The sequence below is a fragment of the Parahoeflea halophila genome, from assembly GCF_900220985.1.
Taxonomy (GTDB): Bacteria; Pseudomonadota; Alphaproteobacteria; order Rhizobiales; family Rhizobiaceae; genus Hoeflea; species Hoeflea halophila.
In genome coordinates this window covers 466,239-485,331 of record NZ_OCPC01000003.1, presented here as the reverse complement: position 1 = coordinate 485,331, position 19,093 = coordinate 466,239, and the positions used below count along the sequence as shown (strand labels likewise).

Sequence of the window (19,093 nt, the reverse complement as noted above, 5' to 3'; positions counted from 1 at the left end):
CCCTGCAAAAAGACTAGCAGAGGGACCTTTCAGAACGCCCAAGGGACGTGGTTAGGATCGGGCAAACGACTATGGTTTCAAAACGGTAACCTGCGCCTCGGCGCGGTTTTCGGGGTTCAGCGCCTTGAAAACCGTGTCGACGATGCCCTTGCGGTCGAGCCCGGCACGGGCATACATCGCATCAGGCGAGGCGTGGTCCATGAAGATGTCGGGCATCACCATCGACCGCACCCGCAAGCCGCCGTCAAGCAGGCCTTCATTGGCCAGGAACTGCAGCACATGGCTCCCAAATCCGCCGATGGAGCCTTCCTCGATGGTGATCAGGACTTCGTGATGCCGTGCCAGTTGCCGGATCAGGTCATGATCGAGCGGCTTGGCAAAGCGTGCATCGGCCACCGTGGTCGAAAGTCCGGCGGCATTGAGATCTTCCGCCGCCACCTGGCACTCGGCCAGCCGGGTCCCGAACGACAACAGCGCCACCTTGGAGCCTTCGCGCATGATCCGGCCCTTGCCGATCTCGAGAATCTGTCCGCGCTCGGGCATTTCCACCCCGACGCCTTCGCCGCGCGGATACCGGAACGAGATCGGTCCTTCGTCGTAAGCGACTGCGGTGCGCACCATGTGCTTGAGTTCTGCCTCGTCGGCCGCTGCCATCACCACGAAGCCGGGCAGGCAGGCGAGATAGGCGGTATCAAACGAGCCTGCATGGGTGGCGCCGTCTGCCCCGACGAACCCTGCCCGGTCGATCGGGAACCGTACTGGCAGTTTCTGGATCGCCACGTCGTGAACCACCTGGTCGTAACCACGCTGCAGGAAGGTCGAGTAGATCGCGCAGAACGGCTTCATGCCCTCTGTCGCCATCCCGGCGGCAAAGGTCACGGCATGCTGTTCGGCAATGCCGACATCGAAAGTGCGGGTCGGATGCACCTTGGCGAACTTGTCGACGCCTGTACCGCCCGGCATCGCCGCGGTGATCGCCACGATCTTGTCGTCGAGGCTCGCCTCCTGCGCCAGCGTCTCGCCGAACACGGCCGTGTAGCTCGGCGCGTTCGGCTTGGCCTTGGCCTGGGTACCGGTGACGACGTCGAATTTCGACACACCGTGATACTTGTCCGACGCGGCTTCCGCAGGCGCGTAGCCCTTGCCTTTCTGCGTTACCACGTGAATGAGCACCGGCCCGTCGCCGTTGTCGCGCACATTGCGCAAGACAGGCAGAAGATGGTCCAGATTGTGCCCGTCGATCGGCCCGATGTGATAGAAGCCGAGCTCCTCGAACATGGTCCCGCCGGTCACATAGCCCCGGGCATGTTCAACGGCGCGGGTGATCGCCCGGTCGACATTCTTGCCCAGATAGGCAGTCAGTTTCTTGCCGAAGTCGCGGAACCCCATATAAGTCCGGCCCGACGCCATCCGTGCCAGATAGGCGCTCATCGCTCCGGTCGGTGGTGCAATCGACATGTCGTTGTCGTTGAGTATGACGATCAGCCGCGCATCCAGCGCGCCGGCATTGTTGAGCGCCTCGAACGCCATGCCCGCCGACATCGCACCATCGCCAATCACCGAGATCACGTTTCGTTTCGTGTCCTGCAGCTGACTTGCGACAGCCATGCCAAGTCCCGCGGAAATCGAGGTAGAGGAATGGCCCGCGCCAAAATCGTCATATTCGCTCTCGGCGCGCTTGGTAAAACCCGACAGCCCGTTTTCCTGTCTCAGCGTGCGGATCCGGTCGCGGCGGCCGGTCAGGATCTTGTGGGGATAGCACTGGTGCCCGACATCGAAGATCACGCGGTCGTGCGGTGTGTCGAACACCTTGTGAATGGCGATCGTCAGCTCGACCACGCCAAGGCCTGCGCCAAGATGCCCGCCGGTCCGCGACACGGCGTCAATCATCTCGGCCCGCAACTCGGCGGCAAGTTCCGGCAACAGCTTGTCGTCGATATTTTTCAGGTCAGCGGGATAATGAACCGTATCGAGCAACGGTGTGTTTGGGTTTTGGGTCACGCAGTAAACCTCTCTGTAGTTTGGAGGTAACGCGGAAGGCTGCGCCTGTAAACCCGTACCACCGCCGGGACACTCGTTTGTAGGCTTGCACTGTTGCCGCACCGGCTGCGGGCGAATGCTTCTTCACTCCGGCAATGGAACGAACTCGTCCTCGTCACCCGGCACGATGTCGAACCGGCCGGAGCGCCATTTGGCCTTGGCCTGCTCTATCCGCTCTTTCGATGAGGAGACAAAGTTCCACCATATGTGGCGCTTGGTCGGTATGCTGTCGCCGCCAAACAGCATCATCCGCGCACCAGCCGCTCCGGCGGTAACGGTGATGGCGTCGCCGGGCCGGAAGACCAGCAATTGGTCCGGGCCGAAACGCTCGCCTGCGATCTCGATCTCGCCTTCAAGCAGATAGAGTGCGCGCTCTTCCCAGTCGGCGTCAAACGGCGCCGAGACCGAGGGCGACAGTGCCAGATCGACATAGAGTGTGCCCACATGCTGCGGCACCGGAGACGCCAACCCGCCAAAACTGCCCATCACGATGCGCGCATGAACGCCCTTGTCTGTGATTTCGGGCAAGGCGGTCGTGGCGGTGTGGGAAAACACCGGGTCAGTTTCCTCGAGATGATCGGGCAGGGCAAGCCAGGTCTGCAGGCCCGAAATCGGCATGTCGCTGCCGCGCAGCTCTTCCGGTGATCGTTCGGAGTGCACGATGCCGCGTCCGGCGGTCATCAGGTTCACGTCGCCGGGCCTGATCACCATCTCGGTGCCCAGGCTGTCACGGTGACGGATGGCGCCATCAAAAAGATAGGTGACGGTGGAAAGCCCGATATGCGGGTGAGGCAGCACGTCCATCGCCGTGGCGGCCCGCAAGACCGTCGGCCCCATGCGGTCGAAGAAGATGAACGGCCCGACCATGCGCCGACACGCGGTTGGCAGCGCCCGCTTGACCGGGAATCCGCCGATATCGCGCGATGAAGGGATGATCAGGTGTTCAACCGCGTCACAGGAGCGGGCATCGCCGGGTTGCGGGTCACTTCCGGGAAAAAAGCTCATGCGCACTCCTCCCGTGTTACAGTGGATTACTCCGCGTCGAGCGGTTCCGTACCGGCCGGTTGCCCCTGACGGTCGAGCCGGATTTTCTCGATCCGCTTTTCGGCTGCCGACAGGAGCTTCTCGCAATGTGCTTTCAGCGCTTCGCCGCGTTCATAGATCTCAATCGATCTGTCCAGAGGAACGTCACCGCGTTCAAGCTGCTCGACGATGCCTTCAAGCTGAGCCACGGCCGCCTCAAAACTCATCGCCGAAATGTCATTGGCTTCGCTCATCTGTTCAACCCTCTTGCAACCGGATCACGTGGGCAGCTGCCGACTCGGCCAAGCCCACCAGATCATAGCCGCCCTCCAGCAGGCTGACGACCCGGTTGCCGCAATGGCGTCCGGCGATTTCCATCACCTTGCCGGTGGCCCAGTCGAAATCATCGGCCACCAGATTGATTTCGGCCAGCGGATCGCGGTGGTGGGCGTCAAATCCGGCTGAGATGATGATCAGGTCCGGACGGGCTTCCTCGAGTGCAGGCAGAATACGGCTTCTGAAGGCTTCGCGAAAATGATCGCTGCCGTCATTGGTCGAAAGCGGTGCGTTGAAGATATTGCCCTTGCCGGTTTCGCGCAGCGCACCGGTACCCGGGTAGAGTGGCATCTGGTGCGTCGAGCAGTAGACCACGCTCGGATCATCGTAGAAAATGTCCTGGGTGCCGTTGCCGTGGTGTACGTCCCAGTCGATGATCGCCACCCGCTCGGCGCCGTGGGCTTTCTGCGCATGCCGTGCCGCAATGGCCGCCTGGTTGAACAGGCAGAAGCCCATCGAGGTGTTCTTCTCGGCATGGTGGCCGGGCGGACGGGTGGCGACAAAGACGTTGTCGGCCTCCTTCCTGAAGACCGCATCAACCGCTGCCATCGCGCCGCCGACGGAAATCAGCGCCGATTCCATCGAGCGCGGACTGGCGGTTGTGTCGGAATCGATCCTGGAGAAGCCGGTCTCGGGAATGGCCTTGCGGATCTTCTCGAGATAGCTCTCGGGATGCGCCAGCAACACTGTCTCGGCGGCGGCCTCAGGGGCCACATGCCGGACAAGCGTGTTGAAATGCTCGTGTTCGAAGACCGCCTCGAGTGCTTTCATCCGGTCCGGCCGCTCGGGATGGCCGGCGGGAACCAGGTGTTCGAGGCAGATGGGATTGGAGTAATAAAAAGTTGTCATGTACCGTATCTAGCGGTGATCCGTGTCAGATACCAGAGGTGAGCGCCAAGACAGTCAGGGAGACACGATAATCAGCGTTCCGTCTTCGGTGGCCGTGATCACCCGTCCCGCCAGCAGGGCAATCGCCTTGTCAATGCTGCCGGGCAGGGGAATGTCGACGCGGTCCGAAAGCGGGAACCGCAGCCGTCTGCGATCCTGCGAGGGTAGCACAAGCTCGACCCGGCCGCCGAACATGCCGGTGGCCGACATGCCAAGCTCACGCGAACCGATAATATGGTTGGACAGATCGGTTGCAATATCGTTGCGTTCGCTCACGGTTCCGTTGCGGAAATCCAGCGAGAACAGCCTGCCGCCGATGTGCGGTGTTCGGACACCGTAGAGTGTGTACCCGCCATCAGCCCGCGGCATGAAGCCCGCGATGTTGAGCCAGCGATTGGGCCGGCCGTTCTCGGTTCCCGCGCCACGCAATTGCAGTGCGCCGTCGGCAAGCCCGTATATCGCTACCGCAGCTCCGCCAGCGACGGAAGAGCGGATGGCGATCACCTCATTGGTGCCGTCGCCGTCAAGATCCGCGATCCTCGGGGTAATGTCCTCGAACACCTGGTCATCCGGCAGTACGGCTTCGACGAGACGTCCTGAAACCGATACGGCAACCAGCGATCCGGCTTCCACCGCATCGCCAAGCACACCATGGGCATAGCGCTGTGTGGGCCGGGCAAACCAGGCTTGCCGGATGTCGCCGCTGATCGTGGTAGCGATGCGTCCGTCAGGCAGCGCGACACCCGGTGCCGGGTCCTGAACCGGAAATACAGCTGCAGGCTCGAGGCAGAGCCCGGATTTCGCAGTACAGGAAACGACCTTCAGCACCTGGCCCCCGGCACGAACATGGACCTGTTCTCCCTCGGCGATGATCTTGTCGACCGGCGCCGCGGTTCGGATCTGATGAACCGTCTGGGCAGGGGTGGCCGTTGCGAAGCCGAATAAAGCGAGCGCTCCGAGAGCAAACAACGCCGTCCGGGCGGAGAAACCTGATCCCCGGCTGTCATTTCGGGTGGGCGGCAAGTGGTTGGTCCATAAGGACCCGGGCAGTGCAATCGAGGAGGCCATGTCACAATGTCTACCGCTGTAAGACCCGTGAAGCCAGTGCTGCTGAGAAATCGGCTTGCGCCCGCTTTTGTCAGCAGTGGCGTCAAACCGCTGATGCGCCGCTCCAACAAGTAGGGAACGCATGTAAGCTCGGGCCATGGTGATTCCCGTTTCCAACAGAACCGCAAGGCGGATCTTCCTTGCCAGACAGGGGCTGTCCGCCTCGCCCACCCGCGCCATGGGCAAACCCGATCTGTTACAGCTCATCCATGATCTCGGCTTTGTCCAGGTCGACAGCATTTCCACCGTCGAGCGGGCTCACAACCAGATCCTGTTTTCCCGCAACCAGACCTTCCGCAAGGAGCATCTGAGACAATTGCTGGAAGACGACCGGGCGCTGTTCGAGCATTGGACCCATGATGCTGCAATTGTGCCGTCGGCATTCTATCCCTACTGGAAGCACAAGTTTCGGCGTTCGGAAGCGCCGATGCGCGAGCGGTGGGCCAAATGGCAGGGCGAGGACTTCGACAAGGCCTTCGGCGAGACCTATGACCGCATCGTCGAGAACGGCGCCGTGATGGCCCGCGAGGTCAAGCAGGCAGGGCACAGGTCCGGCGGCTGGTGGCAATGGCATCCGTCGAAAAAGGCACTGGAGTTCTTCTGGCACACCGGCAAGCTGGCGATCAGCGGGCGCAAGAACTTTCAGAAGATCTACGATCTGAGCGAAAGGGTGATTCCGCCCGAGTATCTCGAGACCGAAATTTCCCATGACGCGTTTATCGACTGGGCTTGCCGCAGTGCGCTCGAACGGCTTGGTTTTGCCACCCATGGCGAGATCGCCGCTTTCTGGGACTTGGTCTCGCCCGATGAGGCCAAAACCTGGGTTGCTGCCAATCGCGACCAGTTGGATGAAGTCGAGATCGAGTGCACGGGAGGGGCCAAACCGCGTGCATCATATGCGCTGGCCGGCCTTTCCCCGGAGATGAAGGACTGGCCGGAACCGCCAGGCCGCATCCGTGTGTTGAGCCCTTTCGATCCGCTGCTGCGCGATCGCAATCGCGCCGAACGCCTGTTCGGCTTCCGCTACCGAATCGAGGTCTTCGTCCCGGAGCGGAAACGTGAATATGGCTATTACGTCTTCCCGCTGCTCGAAGGCGACGGCATGATCGGCCGTATCGACATGAAGGCCGACCGCAAGGCCGGCACACTCAATGTGACGCGCCTGTGGCTGGAACCGAAAGTCCGCGCCTCGGCCGGTCGTATTGACAGGCTTGAGGCCGAACTCGCTCGCGTAGCCCGTTTTACGGGTGTCGACGAGGTTGTTTACGCCCCGGGATGGAACCCGGTGGTGTAGCCGTTCGGCCTCCCTCATTGATGCGGTGACTTCAGGCGGCGGAAGAACCCACTTTTTTGAATGTCTGCAGTTGTTGATTGGTACCTTGTGTGAAAAACAAGGGCTGACCGGACCGCGAGCGGCGCGGCCGCAAGCGTAAGCGGGATCAATTCATGGCAAGGCCTGTCATTGGCATTATCGGCAACAACTACAATCTGGAAAACCGCTTTTCGGTCCAACTGGCGGGCGAGAACAACCTGCAGGCTGTCGCCGACGTGCTCGATGCCTTGCCGCTGATTTTTGCCGGTGATCCGAAAATCACCAACCTGGAGGATTTGCTCGACGTTGCGGACGGCATCCTGCTGACTGGCGCCCGGGCAAATGTGCACCCGAGCCGCTTTGGCGTTGATCCCCATCCCCGGCACGAGCCCTATGACGAGCGCCGCGATGCGCTAGCCCTGCCGCTGATCGACGCCTGTGTCGAGCGCGGCGTTCCGCTGTTTGGCATTTGCCGGGGATTTCAGGAAATGAACGTGGCCGGCGGTGGCTCGCTGCATCCGGAAATTCGCGAACTGCCCGGCCGCATGAACCACCGCATGCCGCGGCTCGAAACCGGCGAAATTCATCCGGATCCGACGGTCGTCTTTGCCGACCGTCATGACGTGCAACTGACGCCGGATGGCGTCTTCGCGCGTATTCTCGGCAGCAACAAGATCCGGGTCAACTCGCTGCACGGCCAGGGTGTTCTCGATCTCGGCGCGCGCATCGTGGCCGAAGGCGTCGCTGAGGACGGAACCATCGAAGCCATCCGCGTGAGAGACGCCGAAGGTTTCGCCCTCGGCGTTCAGTGGCACGCCGAATACGACCCGCAGCACAACCCGGTCAACCGGGCCCTGTTCGAAGCTTTCGGCGATGCTGTCAGGGCCTACCAGGCAAAGCGCAAATAGATCCTGAGCTATCGCGCCGCGCACCCACTCGCATACGCCGCTCTGTTACGCATTGAAATGATGCATGTCGCGTTCAATTGAAGCCTTATGAACGCGAGATTCATCAGATGATCTCGGTCGACGAGATCCGGATGCCGAATCCTTCCAGCCCGACATAGTGCCGTTCACGCGACGCGTAGAGCTTGATCGAGGAAATGCCCAGATCCTTGAGGATCTGAGCACCCAGCCCGATTTCCAGCCATTCGTCCTCGCGCGCCTTCGCCTCGGCATGGCCTTCGCCCTCGACCGCCGGCACCCGCCGCGAGGTCTGCGGACCGACACCGACCGAACCTTCGCGCAGATAGATTACCACGCCGCGGCCTTCCGCAGCCATGCGATTCATGATCGCTGTCATCGGTTCCTGTTTGGAAAACACGTCGTCAACGACCGATTCCTGATGCAGCCGCACCGGGATGTCGACGCCATCACGAATGTCGCCGAAGACCACGGCGAGGTGATGCATCGGATCCCAGGGCAACTTGTAGGTAAAGGCTTTCGCCTTGCCGGCGATGGTATCGACGTCGAAACTGTCGATATGCTCGATTAGCGTTTCCTTGCGCTGCCGGTAGGCGATCAGATCGGCAACCGAGACCTGCTTGAGGCCGTGCTTGACGGAGAAGGCATCAACCTGCTCTCCGCGCGTCACCGTACCGTCGTCATTGACCAGTTCGCAGATCACCGCAATCGGCGGCAGTTCGGCAAGTCGGCACAAATCGACAGCTGCTTCGGTATGGCCGGAGCGCATCAGCACGCCGCCTTCGCGCGCGATGAGCGGAAAGATGTGGCCGGGACGGGTGAAATCGTCGGGGCCGGCATTGGGGTTGGCGAGGTTGCGCGCGGTCAGCGTCCGGTCATCGGCCGAAATGCCGGTGGTGGTGCCGTGCTTGTAGTCGACGGAGACGGTGAATGCGGTGGTGTGGGCTGAATCGTTTTCCGCCACCATGGCGCTGAGGTTCAGCCGCTTGGCTTCCTCGCGTGGCATCGGCGTGCAGACAATGCCGGAGGTGTGGCGCACGATGAAAGCCATCTTCTCGGGCGTGCAGTGAACCGCGGCGACAATCAGATCGCCTTCGTTTTCGCGACCGCCGTCATCGGTGACAACGACAATTTCGCCGGCCTCAAAGGCGCGGATGGCTTCAACGACGCGGGCTTGATCATAGCTCATGGGGCACTCTTTCAATCCAGGCGGCCGGTCTGGCCGCGGTCTCTGAGGTAATGGTCGGCAAGTGTGCATGCAACCATGGCTTCGCCGATCGGGACCGCGCGGATGCCGACACAGGGGTCGTGCCGGCCCTTGGTCCGCACGTCGACCTCGTTGCCGTCGGAATCAATTGACCGCCGTTCGTTGAGGATCGAGGAGGTCGGCTTGACCGCGAACCGCGCCACAACCGGCTGGCCGGTCGAGATGCCACCCAGTACGCCGCCGGCATTGTTGGACAGAAACACCGGCTTGCCGTCGTCCCCGATCCGCATTTCGTCGGCATTCTCCTCGCCGCTGATCCGTGCTGCTTCAAAACCATTGCCGATCTCGACGCCCTTGACGGCGTTGATCGACATCAGGTTGGATGCAATGTCCTGATCGAGCTTTGCATAGATCGGCGCGCCGAGTCCGGCGGGCACATTGTCTGCCACCACTTCGATGACTGCGCCGACCGAAGAACCCGCCTTGCGGACCGCGTCGAGATACTCTTCCCACACCGGAACAGTCTCGGGGTCTGGACAAAAGAACGGGTTGTTGTCGACTTCCGACCAGTCCCAGTTGTCGCGGTTGATCTTGTGTTCGCCGATCTGCACCAACGCGGCGCGCACCGTGACGCCCGGCAGCACCAGACGCGCCAGTCCGCCTGCGGCGACCCGCGCTGCGGTTTCCCGGGCCGAGGACCGCCCGCCGCCGCGATAGTCGCGCACGCCATATTTGACATCATAGGTATAGTCGGCATGGCCGGGCCGGTAACGCTTGGCGATCTCCGAGTAGTCCTTCGAACGCTGGTCGGTGTTCTCGATCATCATCGAGACAGGCGTGCCGGTGGTCACCAGTGTGCCGTCGTCCTCCCGCATGACGCCAGACAGTACCTTGACCAGATCTTCCTCGCGCCGCTGTGTCACGAAGCGCGACTGGCCGGGTTTGCGCTTGTCCATCCAGTGCTGCAACCCGGCTTCGCTGAAACGGATACCGGGAGGGCAGCCGTCAACGACGCAGCCAAGAGCCGGCCCGTGGCTTTCGCCCCAGGTGGTCACGCGAAACAGGTGGCCGAAGGTGTTGTGCGACATGCAGTGCAACCATGAAAAAGCGCGGATCATGCCCGCATTTGAGGGTTCACGCTGACTTCTAGAGGATGGAGGGGGGGAGGGGAAAGCCTTTTTGTTGATCTGGCCGCTGAGCGAAGCTGTTTCGTTGACAATGCAACTGTTTACCGCTCACATGACGCCATCAATTTTGCCACAATCTGCCTCTTCAAGGGGACAACTCAGAACAATGATCAAGGACTGTCCGATGCGTATTGCAATTTCCGCTCTATTGGTTGTTTCCGCCATGCTCGCTCCCTTCTCAGCCTGGGCGCAAAGCGCCGACGCCACCGGCAAGATCGCCGCAGTCTCCACGGCCGAGCAGACTATCAAGCTCGATGACGGCAAGGTCTACCAGACCCCTGCCGAGTTCAATTTCGAAGGTCTTAACGAGAATGTCGAAGTCGTCATCTTCTACACCGTCGTCGACGGCAAGCGTATGATCAACGATCTGGAACTGATCCAGTAGTCGTCGTCAGCCGCGGATGTGATTCCAGCTCTGTGCTGCCGGAAAATTTCAGATCCAGCCGATTGTAGATCCGTCTGTCTTGAGAATCCGGTCCTGCGGAATGTCGATCACCGCTGCATCATCGCCATCGACCTTGCCGATCAGGTGGAACAGGGTCCGAATCACGCCGCCGTGAGCGACACAGATGGTCGGCCGCTCAATCGTATCGAGATACTTGGCTGTCCGTTCCGCCAGCATGGCATAACTCTCGGCGCTGCCGCCGGGCGGCCTGAAGTGCCATTTGCCCTTGTTGCGCTGGTCGATGAGCTGCGGTGAATGGGCCTCGACCTCGACCAGCGTCTGGCCTTCCCAGTCTCCAAAGGAGAGCTCCACCAGAAGCGGATCGGTGCGATAATCTGAAGGCTCAAGACCTGCTGCGCTCCGAACCCGTTCCATCGTCTCCCGCGTCCGTCCCAGCGGGCTTGCCACCCAGTCAAATTCACCCAGCGGCAATTCGAGAGAGGGCAGGGCTGCCAGCGCCCGCCCATTGCCCGTTGCCTGACCCCGCCCGGTGTCGTTGAGCGGGATATCCCGTGAGCCCTGCAACCGCTCCTCCCGATTGTAGTCCGTCTGCCCATGGCGGATCACGTAGAGAAGCATGCACTATTCCTCATTGGAGAACATTGACCGTCCCCCTTGGTGCTGGCTCAGACCGGCAGGGGATGTTCTTCCCTGAATAGATGCAAAATGCGCCCAAGTGAAGCCACCCGGGCGCATTGCAAGGAGCCGCTTTCTGTCAGTGCCGGTTCGGCGTCAGACCACGCTGATGTCGGGCGCGTCCACGGCCTTCATGCCGATCGTGTGGTAGCCGGAATCGACATGCAGGATTTCGCCGGTGACGCCGCGTGACAGATCGGAAACAAGGTAAAGTGCCGAATCGCCAACCTCGTCGATCGTGACGGTGCGCTTGAGCGGGGAATTGTATTCATTCCACTTGAGAATGTAGCGGAAGTCGCCGATTCCCGACGCCGCCAGTGTCTTGATCGGACCGGCGGAGATGGCATTGACGCGGATGTTGGAGCTGCCAAGATCCACCGCGAGATAACGCACGCTGGCTTCCAGCGCAGCCTTGGCAACGCCCATGACGTTGTAGTGCGGCATCACCTTCTCGGCACCATAATAGGTCAGCGTGATGATCGAGCCGCCATCGGTCATCAACGGCTCGGCCCGCTTGGCCACAGCCGTCAGCGAATAGACCGATATGTCCATCGTGCGGTTGAAATTCTCGCGCGTGGTCTCGACATAACGGCCTGTGAGTTCATCCTTGTCGGAAAACGCCACTGCGTGAACCACGAAGTCGAGCTTGCCCCAGCGCTTTTCAAGGTCGGCGAAGACGGCATCGATGGTATCGAGATCAGTCACGTCACAGTGTCCTGCGACGATGGCGCCGAGTTCATTGGCCAGCGGTTCGACACGCTTCCGCAGCGCATCACCCTGATAGGTCAGCGCCAGTTCGGCGCCTGCATCGGCACAAGCCTTGGCAATGCCCCAGGCAATAGACCGATTGTTCGCCACGCCCATGATCAGGCCGCGTTTGCCTTTCATAAGGCCGGAAGTGTCAGCCATTGCATTCTCCATCGAAATTGTCGCGCAGGCTATGGCATACAGCACGTGCTACTGCAAGTCAGGCACACGCGATTGGGTTAATTGCCCGGATCGGTTGCGCGGCTTGCCGGGCTAGAGATACCACGCCTTCTTGCTCGATCGCATCAGGTCCTTGAGATGCGGATCGGGCTTCTCCGGCAGCATCACGCGCAGGTGAACATGCAGTTTCCCGCGCTTGCCGAACCTGGTGGGAAGTCCCTTGTTCTTGATTTCCAGCACAGTATCGGAGCCTGACCACTCAGGCACGTCGATTCGTAAGGGACCGTCGATGCCCTCATACACAAAGGAGCCGCCCAGCACGGCTTCGGCAAGTTCGATCGGATGGTCGCCGTGAAGGTCGCTTCCCGATGATCGCAATCTCGCATGTTTTTGGTGCCGAACGGTAACAACCGTATCACCGTACATCTGCGGATTTGGAGAGGCTACGATGATCTCGGTCCCGTCGACGGTCCCTGCCGGGATCTCGTAGCTGACAGTCTCGTTCTCACCGAACACGATCTCGTCTTCGTGGCCCGCAAAGGCAGTTTCAAGGCTGATCTCGATCTGGTGCTGCGTCACCGGCAAGACCGTCTTCGGCCTGTAGCGCGACTTCCATTTCTTGAACAAGGTATCGAGCGTCGTCAGCGGATCCTCGTCGATCCCGGGCGCATCGGTCTTGGTCCGCTGGCCGGTCTGGTCCTTGCTTTGCGCGGACCGCTCCCGCGCGTTCTTGGCTGCCGCGTCGCCAAAGATATGGACAACCATGTCCTCGAATTTTGCCTCATCCAGGGCATCGGATGACTGATTGGCAGCAGTTGGCCGCGGCTTGGCCTGAGCCGCACCTGGCGAGTCCTTGAATGTCTTGAAAGGATTGGGAGAAAAACCGCGCGCTGGTGGCTTCTGGCGCCGCCCACGAGCGTCGATATGACCATTGTCGAACCGCATCCGCAGTTCGGGATCGATAAGAAGCTTGTAGGCATGGGCGATTTCCGCGAACCGGGTACCCGCCTGCGGATCGTCCGGATTTTGATCCGGGTGCCAAATCTTCGCGAGCTGCCTGTAAGCGCTCTTGATATCTCCAGCTTTCGCCGTCGAACTGACGCCGAGCACCGTGTACGGACTACGCATGTTACATCCCCGTATGGGCCTAATCCGGAAAGCCTAGCGAAGATGTGCTAACCATCAGTGTATGAAAAAGAGTGTTTCGCCCGAAAAATCGGAAAAATATTCCAACCGGCTACCTCCTCCGGTCAGACCCGGGCGCCGGGGTGTCGGAACCCGGATTTTGCCGATATGGCGCGTGCCATGAGGCCATTTTCGACCGGAGCGGGCGTGTTCCCGAGGCTCGGGCAGTCGCTATTATACCAATAGGATCAACCGCTTGCCCGGTCGAGGCTCACAAGATCCCATCCGCCGTCCGGGCGGCGGCAGACCCGGCCATTGAAAAGTGCCACGCCGTCGAAGCTGTGCCGGGTGGTCTGGAAAAGCCTGCAGGTTCTGACGCCGTCGGTCTGGGTGGTGAAGTTGGAGACCACTCCCGCGGACCCGGTCAGCGTGTTGGACCAGGGCCGGGAGACAACGAGTTCGTCCGCGCTCAGATTGGCGACAAGATCGCGAATGACGGTCTCGTCTGACAGGATCTCGCTATCGGCAGACAGGGGCGTAATCGCGGCTGTTGTGGTTTCGTCGATCACGAGCGCGGACATGGCCGAAGAGCCTCCTCCCATGCATCCGGACAAGGCAAGGCAGACCGGCAATGCCAGCGCCATAACGGCGCGGGGGGCCGTCCTTGTCTTTTCCCGTTCAATTGCTTCTGTTAGGTCAGGTTTCAAGACACTGCTACTCCGGCTTGGAGGCATGAGGGAAGACTATGACAGAAACAGGGTTAACGACTGGTGACTTTACTGAAGAAGCCGAACCTTTCCGGCTTTTTTCGCAATGGCTGGAAGACGCCACGGCATCCGAGCCGAACGACCCCAACGCGCTGGCGCTCGCGACAGTAGATACCGATGGCATGCCGGATGTCAGAATGGTTCTCCTCAAGGGAGTCGATGAGCGCGGATTTGTTTTCTACACCAATTTCGAAAGCGCCAAGGGAGAGGAAATCCTCTCCTCCATGAAGGCCGCGATGTGCTTCCACTGGAAAAGCCTGCGCCGCCAGGTCCGGATCCGCGGAGAAGTCGAGCAGGTCAGTGACGCGGAAGCCGATGAGTATTATGCCTCGCGGCCGCGCGGCAGCCGGATCGGCGCCTGGGCGTCAAGACAGTCGCGGCCATTGGAGAGCCGTTTCGCGCTCGAGAAGGCGGTCGCCGAATACACGGCCAAATATGCCATCGGCGAAATCCCGCGCCCGCCCCATTGGTCCGGCTTTCGCATCATCCCGCAATCCATAGAATTCTGGCATGACCGGCCGTTCCGCCTGCATGACCGGATCAAGTTCACCCGCTCTGAGGACAGTTGGGCCAAGACCCGGCTCTATCCGTGATCGGAGCCACGCAACCTGAAGGGGATCCCCGAGGCCAATGCGTCGACGTAACGGCTTTTCTGGTAGTAGCCGTTCAGCGATATCCGGCGTAGCGAGAACCGGCTGTGCAGGCTTTCGGCCTTTAGAGTTCCGGGATTGGTGGTCACGGCGAGCTTGAAGCCGAGATCATTCGCGGCCTGATATTCTCGGACCTTTGCCGCGCAGCGGTCGCCATAGGGATAGGCAAATGCCTGCGGTGTGGTGCCGGTGATTTCGGCGACGCGCTCTGCCGAGCGCCGGATTTCCGCTGTCATCTCGTCGGCTTGCAACTGGGCCAGGTTGGGATGCGAAATCGTATGCGCTCCCAGATCTGCAAGGGGAGAGGCGCCCAGCTCACGCAGTTCGGTCTCGTTCATCACTTCGCGGTCGACAATGGCGGTCGGGCAGATGCCGGCCGCACGTGCCTGCTCATCAAGGCGTTCAACAATCGCCTGCTGACGTGCGCAAGTCAGGGCGTTGTTCAGCCGGTCGAAGGCCGCGTATTTTTCCATCAGGCTGCGCGTTGCAAGCGTCTCCTCGCCGTCGCCGAAATCGAATGTGAATGCGTCGACCTGGCCGAGAAGCATCTCGGCCGTCTCCCACCAGATCGAGTGGCTGCGGTCGACGAAGCCTCCCGCGATGAAGATCGTGTAGGGAACCTGGTGTTTTTCGAACACCGGCCGGGCAAACTGGTTGTTGTCGCGATAACCGTCATCCAGCGTGAAAACCATTGCCGGGCCGGGCCGGTCCTCCCTTGCAAGATATTCTGGCACGTCTTTAAGTGCCACCGGCACATAGCCGCGAGCCTTGAGCCGGGTGATGCTGGCATCGAGAAAGTCGGGCGTGATGGTAAGGTGCGCTGCGGGATCGAACTTCTTGCGGAGCGCAGGGCGGACATGGTGCAGGGTGAAAATCGCGCCCAGACCGCGGGCTTCCGGCATAAATCCGGCCCTGGAGCACAGCGACACTGCCTCAAGCGTGCTTTGAATGGCGGCGCGCTTGAGAATTCGACGAGCAGCGACGGTAGTTGGTCTGAACATGTTCCCCATCCGATGGACGCAACCAGCGCCATGCAGGTACATCTCCTACCACTTCCGGCTTAACTGTTGTTGAACACGTTACTGGCTTCGCAGTACAGCTATGCGATTTTTAGCCTATCAAGTCTCGCTCGCAGCCGGAACACATTGGTTCCACAGGCGCGAAACTGCTGGAAACAATCGGTCTTCTTCGAGACTGCAGCGCCTACAGGATGTAGCGGGCGACCATCCAGAGCACGGCGCTGAGCGAAAAGAAGGACAGCACGGTCGCCATCAGCATCGCAACGACACTTGACCGCTCGCGGCCAAAACGTTGTGCCAGAAGCGGGTAGATCCCCATCATCGGTACGGCCGCCAGGATGACTGCTGCTGCCTGCATCTCGGGTGACAGTGGAGCCATGCCCGCGAGCGGCAGCGCGCAGGTGGCGAGAAACACGGCTATCGGATGAAGCACCAGTTTTCCGGCAACCGTCGGTGCGATTTCACCGCTCAGGCCGCGCACCGACACGCTTGCCAGCGTGCCGCCGATGACCAGCAGTGAGACTGCGGCGCTGGATGCAGCCAGCATGTCCACGGGCTTCATCAGCGGCTGAGGAATCTTGAGCTGGAGCACCGATGCAACCAATCCCGCCCCCAGACCGATGATGACCGGATTGCGGATCAGGCTGCGGAGAGTCCGTGCAAGTGTCTTGCCCACGGGAGAGGGGACGCCGTGACCGGCTTCGGCAATGGCCAGCATCAGCGGGATCAACACGATGTTTTCAACCAGCATGTTCAACGCCAGACCTACACCTGCGATCGATGGCAGCGTCAGAAGCAGGATCGGATAGCCGATGAAGCCTGAATTCGAGCAGACCATCCCGAGTGCGCTGAACGCCGCAGCGGTGGCGTCAGCTTTCTGGAACTTCCGGATGTAGAATAATCCCGCAGCCACCACCAGCAGCGAGCCGCCGAGATAGGCCGCGATGTAGCTCCAGTTGGCGATTTCGGCGATCGGGCGCTGCGAGACAGCTTTGAACAGCAGCGCCGGCAGCGCCAGCGTGACGACATAGCTGCCGAGAATGCGCATCGCAGAGGCTTCGAGTATACCGAAATGCACCACGGCATAGCCGGTTGCGATCATGATGAAGACTGGGGCGGTAACTGAAATGATATCAAGCATGACTGAAGAACGATTTGTCTTCAGTCGCTTAGATACCGCAACAGGCAGATTGGCAACCGCTGGCCGGCCAGCCGCATGGTAACCTGCGCGATGTGCCCGTCAGAACGATGCGGACCAACCCGGGAATTGCGTCACGCCTGGGTTCCGCCCACCGTCATGGCATTCATCAACAGATGCGGCTGACCGACGCCGACCGGTACGCTTTGTCCGGCCTTGCCGCACATGCCGATGCCGGTGTCGAGTGCGGAATCATTGCCCACCATCGAGATCCGCTGCATGGCTTCCGGGCCATTGCCGATCAGCATCGCACCGGTCACCGGCGCGCCGACCTTGCCGTCCTCGATCATGTAGGCTTCGGTGCAGCCGAAGACGAACTTGCCCGATGTGATATCAACTTGGCCGCCGCCGAAGGAGACCGCGTAAAGCCCCTTTTTCACCGAAGCGATCATCTCGTCCTTGGTTCTGTCGCCCGACAGCATGTAGGTATTGGTCATGCGCGGCATCGGCTGATGCGCATAGGACTGCCGCCGCCCGTTGCCAGTGGCCTTCATCCCCATCAGCCGGGCATTCTGCCGGTCCTGCATGTAGCCGACCAGGATGCCGTCCTCGATCAGCACGTTGTAGCCTGAAGGCGTACCCTCATCATCGACCGACAGCGATCCGCGCCGTCCCTCGATGGTGCCGTCATCGACCACTGTGACGCCTTTCGAGGCTACCCGCTCGCCCAGCAGCCCGGCAAAGGCGGAGGTTTTCTTGCGGTTGAAATCGCCTTCAAGGCCATGACCGACTGCTTCGTGCAGCATCACGCCCGGCCAGCCTGCGCCAAGCACCACGTCCATGGTGCCCGCCGGTGCCGGCACGGCGTCGAGATTGACCAACGCCTGGCGAAGCGCCTCGTCGGCGCCGTGGCGCCAGCTCTCGTCGGTGAGAAAATCGCCGAACAGCTTGCGCCCGCCGATGCCGTAGGAGCCGTTTTCCTGCCGGTCGCCGACACCGGCCACCACCGAGATGTTGAGCCGGGTGAGGGGACGGACATCGCGCACCCGGTGGCCATCGGCCCGCAGGATCTCAACCACCTGCCAGTTGGCGGCCATCGAAACCGAAACCTGACGGACCCGCTCATCCTTGTTGCGCAGATATTGATCGATCGTCTGAAGCAGCTTGACCTTGTCCTCGAAGCCGGGGTTGGCCAGCGGATTGTCTGCGGTATAGAGAAGTTTGTTGGTGCGTTGCGGCGCGGCCGAATAGGTCCCGATGGCACCCCGGGTCACGGCCGAAACCGCATCTGCCGCGCGCATCAAAGCGGCTTCGGACAGTTCGCCCGCATGCGCATAGCCGGATGTTTCGCCGAGCACCGATCGCAGCCCGAAGCCACGGTCGGTGGCATAGGCGCCGGATTTCAGCTTGCCATTGTCAAACAGCAGCGATTCCGTTTCTTCGTACTCGAGATAGAGTTCACCATCGTCGGCGTCCTTGAGCGCGTCGGCGACGATTCTCTCCACCTTGGCTTCGGAGATGTCGAATTGGCTGGCGAGCGGGTCCTGCATCGTGATGTCCATTTCTAAAGCGGTGTTGCCGGTGTATATAGGTGTTCGGACCCGGAATGAAACACTGGGGGAGGCAGCTCATTGGACAAACTCACAGTCGAGAATGTCAATCACCCGGGCAAAACCGAGCGCGTCAACGGTGAGAAGTACCTCGCCATGCGCGATGCGATGCTGTCGGTTTTGAGCCGAAAGTCAGAACCGGTGGATCAAACTACCATCAAGGAAGCCGTCAAACCGCTGCTTCCGCAAGCCCTTTTTCCAGGCGGAGCCACATCAGGTTGGTGGGTGAAATGTGTACAGCTCGACCTGGAGGCCAAAGGCAAGCTTGCGCGCACCAGCGACAAGCCGCTGCGGTTTTATCTGACAAAGGAAGATGGCAATGGCTGAAAACAAAACCCAGCCCCTGTCGCTGGACCCCGATGCTGTGATTGCCGAGATCTCGGACGACGGCCGCCGGGCTGAAGTGACAGCTCTGGACAAGCTGTTGCGCCGGCTTTCCGGTTCACGCCCGGTGATGTGGGGACCGGCCATGTTCGGCTACGGAAAATACAGCTATAAATATGCCTCAGGCCGTGAGGGAGAATTGTTCCGCTGCGGTTTCGCGTTGAGAAGTCGGGACCTCGTGCTCTACCTGATGCCCGGCTTCGAAGGCCTCGAGGACGATCTTTCGCGCCTCGGCCCGCACAAGACAGGCAAATGTTGTCTGTATCTCAAAAAGCTCGACGCCATCGACATGGGTGTTCTAGAGCGCGTGCTTTCCCGAACGCTGGCGGTCATGGACGAACGCTACCCGGTTCGGGAAAATGCCTGACC

At 60.8% G+C, this 19,093-nt stretch carries 20 protein-coding genes; 6 read left to right on the top strand and 14 right to left on the bottom strand.

Annotated features, from left to right (window positions below; genetic code table 11):
* Nucleotides 1-69: 69 nt before the first annotated feature.
* From dxs to CRO46_RS12835, 5 genes are all read right to left on the bottom strand, one after another.
* Nucleotides 70-2,001, bottom strand: a complete 1,932-nt coding sequence (gene dxs, locus CRO46_RS12855; protein WP_097108161.1) for a 1-deoxy-D-xylulose-5-phosphate synthase — start codon at nucleotides 1,999-2,001, stop codon at nucleotides 70-72.
* 123 nt (nucleotides 2,002-2,124) lie between these two features.
* Nucleotides 2,125-3,045 (bottom strand): pirin family protein, encoded by a 921-nt coding sequence (locus tag CRO46_RS12850; protein WP_097108160.1) that lies wholly within the window; start codon nucleotides 3,043-3,045, stop codon nucleotides 2,125-2,127.
* A 26-nt stretch (nucleotides 3,046-3,071) separates the two neighbouring features.
* Entirely contained in the window at nucleotides 3,072-3,317 is a 246-nt protein-coding gene (locus CRO46_RS12845) for an exodeoxyribonuclease VII small subunit (protein ID WP_097108159.1), read from the bottom strand.
* A gap of 4 nt (nucleotides 3,318-3,321) precedes the next feature.
* Nucleotides 3,322-4,248 carry a histone deacetylase family protein gene (locus CRO46_RS12840; protein WP_097108158.1) on the bottom strand — a complete coding sequence of 309 codons (927 nt, stop codon included), beginning with the start codon at nucleotides 4,246-4,248 and terminating at the stop codon, nucleotides 3,322-3,324.
* A gap of 54 nt (nucleotides 4,249-4,302) precedes the next feature.
* The gene (locus tag CRO46_RS12835; protein WP_143439032.1) at nucleotides 4,303-5,310 is read right to left on the bottom strand and encodes a hypothetical protein; all 1,008 of its coding nucleotides are present in this window, start codon (nucleotides 5,308-5,310) and stop codon (nucleotides 4,303-4,305) included.
* A 181-nt stretch (nucleotides 5,311-5,491) separates the two neighbouring features.
* Between CRO46_RS12835 and CRO46_RS12830 the strand changes: the two genes are divergently transcribed.
* Both CRO46_RS12830 and CRO46_RS12825 read left to right on the top strand, forming a co-directional pair.
* Nucleotides 5,492-6,688, top strand: a complete 1,197-nt coding sequence (locus CRO46_RS12830) for a winged helix-turn-helix domain-containing protein (RefSeq protein WP_097108156.1) — start codon at nucleotides 5,492-5,494, stop codon at nucleotides 6,686-6,688.
* A 152-nt stretch (nucleotides 6,689-6,840) separates the two neighbouring features.
* A complete protein-coding gene (locus CRO46_RS12825; RefSeq protein ID WP_097108155.1) occupies nucleotides 6,841-7,614 on the top strand; it encodes a gamma-glutamyl-gamma-aminobutyrate hydrolase family protein in 774 nt (257 codons plus the stop codon).
* 103 nt (nucleotides 7,615-7,717) lie between these two features.
* On the opposite strand, the gene ribB is transcribed toward CRO46_RS12825, so the two are convergent.
* On the bottom strand, nucleotides 7,718-8,818 hold the full coding sequence (gene ribB, locus CRO46_RS12820; RefSeq protein ID WP_097108154.1) for a 3,4-dihydroxy-2-butanone-4-phosphate synthase: 1,101 nt from the start codon (nucleotides 8,816-8,818) through the stop codon (nucleotides 7,718-7,720).
* 11 nt (nucleotides 8,819-8,829) lie between these two features.
* Complete coding sequence (aroC, locus tag CRO46_RS12815; RefSeq protein ID WP_097108276.1) at nucleotides 8,830-9,924, bottom strand: chorismate synthase; 1,095 nt, start codon at nucleotides 9,922-9,924, stop codon at nucleotides 8,830-8,832.
* A 223-nt stretch (nucleotides 9,925-10,147) separates the two neighbouring features.
* On the opposite strand from aroC, the gene CRO46_RS12810 reads away from it, so the two are divergent.
* A complete protein-coding gene (locus CRO46_RS12810) occupies nucleotides 10,148-10,408 on the top strand; it encodes a DUF1344 domain-containing protein (RefSeq protein WP_097108275.1) in 261 nt (86 codons plus the stop codon).
* Between the two features lie 48 nt (nucleotides 10,409-10,456).
* Here the strand turns inward: CRO46_RS12810 and CRO46_RS12805 are convergent, their stop codons facing one another.
* The 4 genes from CRO46_RS12805 to CRO46_RS12790 all read right to left on the bottom strand — a co-directional run bounded on the left by CRO46_RS12805 (nucleotide 10,457) and on the right by CRO46_RS12790 (nucleotide 13,737).
* Nucleotides 10,457-11,047 (bottom strand): histidine phosphatase family protein, encoded by a 591-nt coding sequence (locus CRO46_RS12805; RefSeq protein ID WP_097108153.1) that lies wholly within the window; start codon nucleotides 11,045-11,047, stop codon nucleotides 10,457-10,459.
* 153 nt (nucleotides 11,048-11,200) lie between these two features.
* On the bottom strand, nucleotides 11,201-12,013 hold the full coding sequence (fabI, locus tag CRO46_RS12800; protein ID WP_097108152.1) for an enoyl-ACP reductase FabI: 813 nt from the start codon (nucleotides 12,011-12,013) through the stop codon (nucleotides 11,201-11,203).
* Between the two features lie 111 nt (nucleotides 12,014-12,124).
* Nucleotides 12,125-13,159, bottom strand: a complete 1,035-nt coding sequence (locus tag CRO46_RS12795) for a DnaJ C-terminal domain-containing protein (RefSeq protein ID WP_097108151.1) — start codon at nucleotides 13,157-13,159, stop codon at nucleotides 12,125-12,127.
* 245 nt (nucleotides 13,160-13,404) lie between these two features.
* A complete protein-coding gene (locus CRO46_RS12790) occupies nucleotides 13,405-13,737 on the bottom strand; it encodes an RT0821/Lpp0805 family surface protein (RefSeq protein ID WP_179759051.1) in 333 nt (110 codons plus the stop codon).
* A gap of 164 nt (nucleotides 13,738-13,901) precedes the next feature.
* On the opposite strand from CRO46_RS12790, the gene pdxH reads away from it, so the two are divergent.
* The gene (gene pdxH, locus CRO46_RS12785; protein WP_097108149.1) at nucleotides 13,902-14,516 is read left to right on the top strand and encodes a pyridoxamine 5'-phosphate oxidase; all 615 of its coding nucleotides are present in this window, start codon (nucleotides 13,902-13,904) and stop codon (nucleotides 14,514-14,516) included.
* Here the strand turns inward: pdxH and CRO46_RS12780 are convergent.
* The 3 genes from CRO46_RS12780 to tldD form a co-directional block, all read right to left on the bottom strand.
* Nucleotides 14,507-15,574 (bottom strand): polysaccharide deacetylase family protein, encoded by a 1,068-nt coding sequence (locus CRO46_RS12780; RefSeq protein ID WP_097108274.1) that lies wholly within the window; start codon nucleotides 15,572-15,574, stop codon nucleotides 14,507-14,509. The two genes, pdxH and CRO46_RS12780, sit on opposite strands and share 10 nt — an antisense overlap.
* 202 nt (nucleotides 15,575-15,776) lie before the next feature.
* Entirely contained in the window at nucleotides 15,777-16,733 is a 957-nt protein-coding gene (locus CRO46_RS12775) for an AEC family transporter (protein ID WP_097108148.1), read from the bottom strand.
* A gap of 131 nt (nucleotides 16,734-16,864) precedes the next feature.
* Nucleotides 16,865-18,280: a metalloprotease TldD gene (tldD, locus tag CRO46_RS12770; RefSeq protein ID WP_097108273.1), complete on the bottom strand. Its 1,416-nt coding sequence runs from the start codon at nucleotides 18,278-18,280 to the stop codon at nucleotides 16,865-16,867.
* An 81-nt stretch (nucleotides 18,281-18,361) separates the two neighbouring features.
* On the opposite strand from tldD, the gene CRO46_RS12765 reads away from it, so the two are divergent.
* Nucleotides 18,362-18,667, top strand: a complete 306-nt coding sequence (locus CRO46_RS12765) for a DUF6958 family protein (RefSeq protein WP_097108147.1) — start codon at nucleotides 18,362-18,364, stop codon at nucleotides 18,665-18,667.
* A complete protein-coding gene (locus CRO46_RS12760; RefSeq protein ID WP_179759050.1) occupies nucleotides 18,660-19,091 on the top strand; it encodes a DUF1801 domain-containing protein in 432 nt (143 codons plus the stop codon). Before CRO46_RS12765 ends, CRO46_RS12760 begins: the two co-directional genes overlap by 8 nt.
* The last annotated feature ends 2 nt before the right edge of the window (nucleotides 19,092-19,093 follow it).

Bases quoted from the DNA above. Each gene is read 5' to 3' on its own strand.
- CRO46_RS12850 (WP_097108160.1), bottom strand. From the start codon at position 3,045: ATGAGCTTTTTTCCCGGAAGTGACCCGCAACCCGGCGATGCCCGCTCC.
- CRO46_RS12845 (WP_097108159.1), bottom strand. From the start codon at position 3,317: ATGAGCGAAGCCAATGACATTTCGGCGATGAGTTTTGAGGCGGCCGTG.
- CRO46_RS12840 (WP_097108158.1), bottom strand. From the start codon at position 4,248: ATGACAACTTTTTATTACTCCAATCCCATCTGCCTCGAACACCTGGTT.
- CRO46_RS12830 (WP_097108156.1), top strand. From the start codon at position 5,492: ATGGTGATTCCCGTTTCCAACAGAACCGCAAGGCGGATCTTCCTTGCC.
- CRO46_RS12825 (WP_097108155.1), top strand. From the start codon at position 6,841: ATGGCAAGGCCTGTCATTGGCATTATCGGCAACAACTACAATCTGGAA.
- ribB (WP_097108154.1), bottom strand. From the start codon at position 8,818: ATGAGCTATGATCAAGCCCGCGTCGTTGAAGCCATCCGCGCCTTTGAG.
- aroC (WP_097108276.1), bottom strand. From the start codon at position 9,924: ATGTCGCACAACACCTTCGGCCACCTGTTTCGCGTGACCACCTGGGGC.
- CRO46_RS12810 (WP_097108275.1), top strand. From the start codon at position 10,148: ATGCGTATTGCAATTTCCGCTCTATTGGTTGTTTCCGCCATGCTCGCT.
- CRO46_RS12805 (WP_097108153.1), bottom strand. From the start codon at position 11,047: ATGCTTCTCTACGTGATCCGCCATGGGCAGACGGACTACAATCGGGAG.
- fabI (WP_097108152.1), bottom strand. From the start codon at position 12,013: ATGGCTGACACTTCCGGCCTTATGAAAGGCAAACGCGGCCTGATCATG.
- CRO46_RS12795 (WP_097108151.1), bottom strand. From the start codon at position 13,159: ATGCGTAGTCCGTACACGGTGCTCGGCGTCAGTTCGACGGCGAAAGCT.
- CRO46_RS12790 (WP_179759051.1), bottom strand. From the start codon at position 13,737: ATGTCCGCGCTCGTGATCGACGAAACCACAACAGCCGCGATTACGCCC.
- pdxH (WP_097108149.1), top strand. From the start codon at position 13,902: ATGACAGAAACAGGGTTAACGACTGGTGACTTTACTGAAGAAGCCGAA.
- CRO46_RS12780 (WP_097108274.1), bottom strand. From the start codon at position 15,574: ATGTTCAGACCAACTACCGTCGCTGCTCGTCGAATTCTCAAGCGCGCC.
- CRO46_RS12775 (WP_097108148.1), bottom strand. From the start codon at position 16,733: ATGCTTGATATCATTTCAGTTACCGCCCCAGTCTTCATCATGATCGCA.
- tldD (WP_097108273.1), bottom strand. From the start codon at position 18,280: ATGCAGGACCCGCTCGCCAGCCAATTCGACATCTCCGAAGCCAAGGTG.
- CRO46_RS12760 (WP_179759050.1), top strand. From the start codon at position 18,660: ATGGCTGAAAACAAAACCCAGCCCCTGTCGCTGGACCCCGATGCTGTG.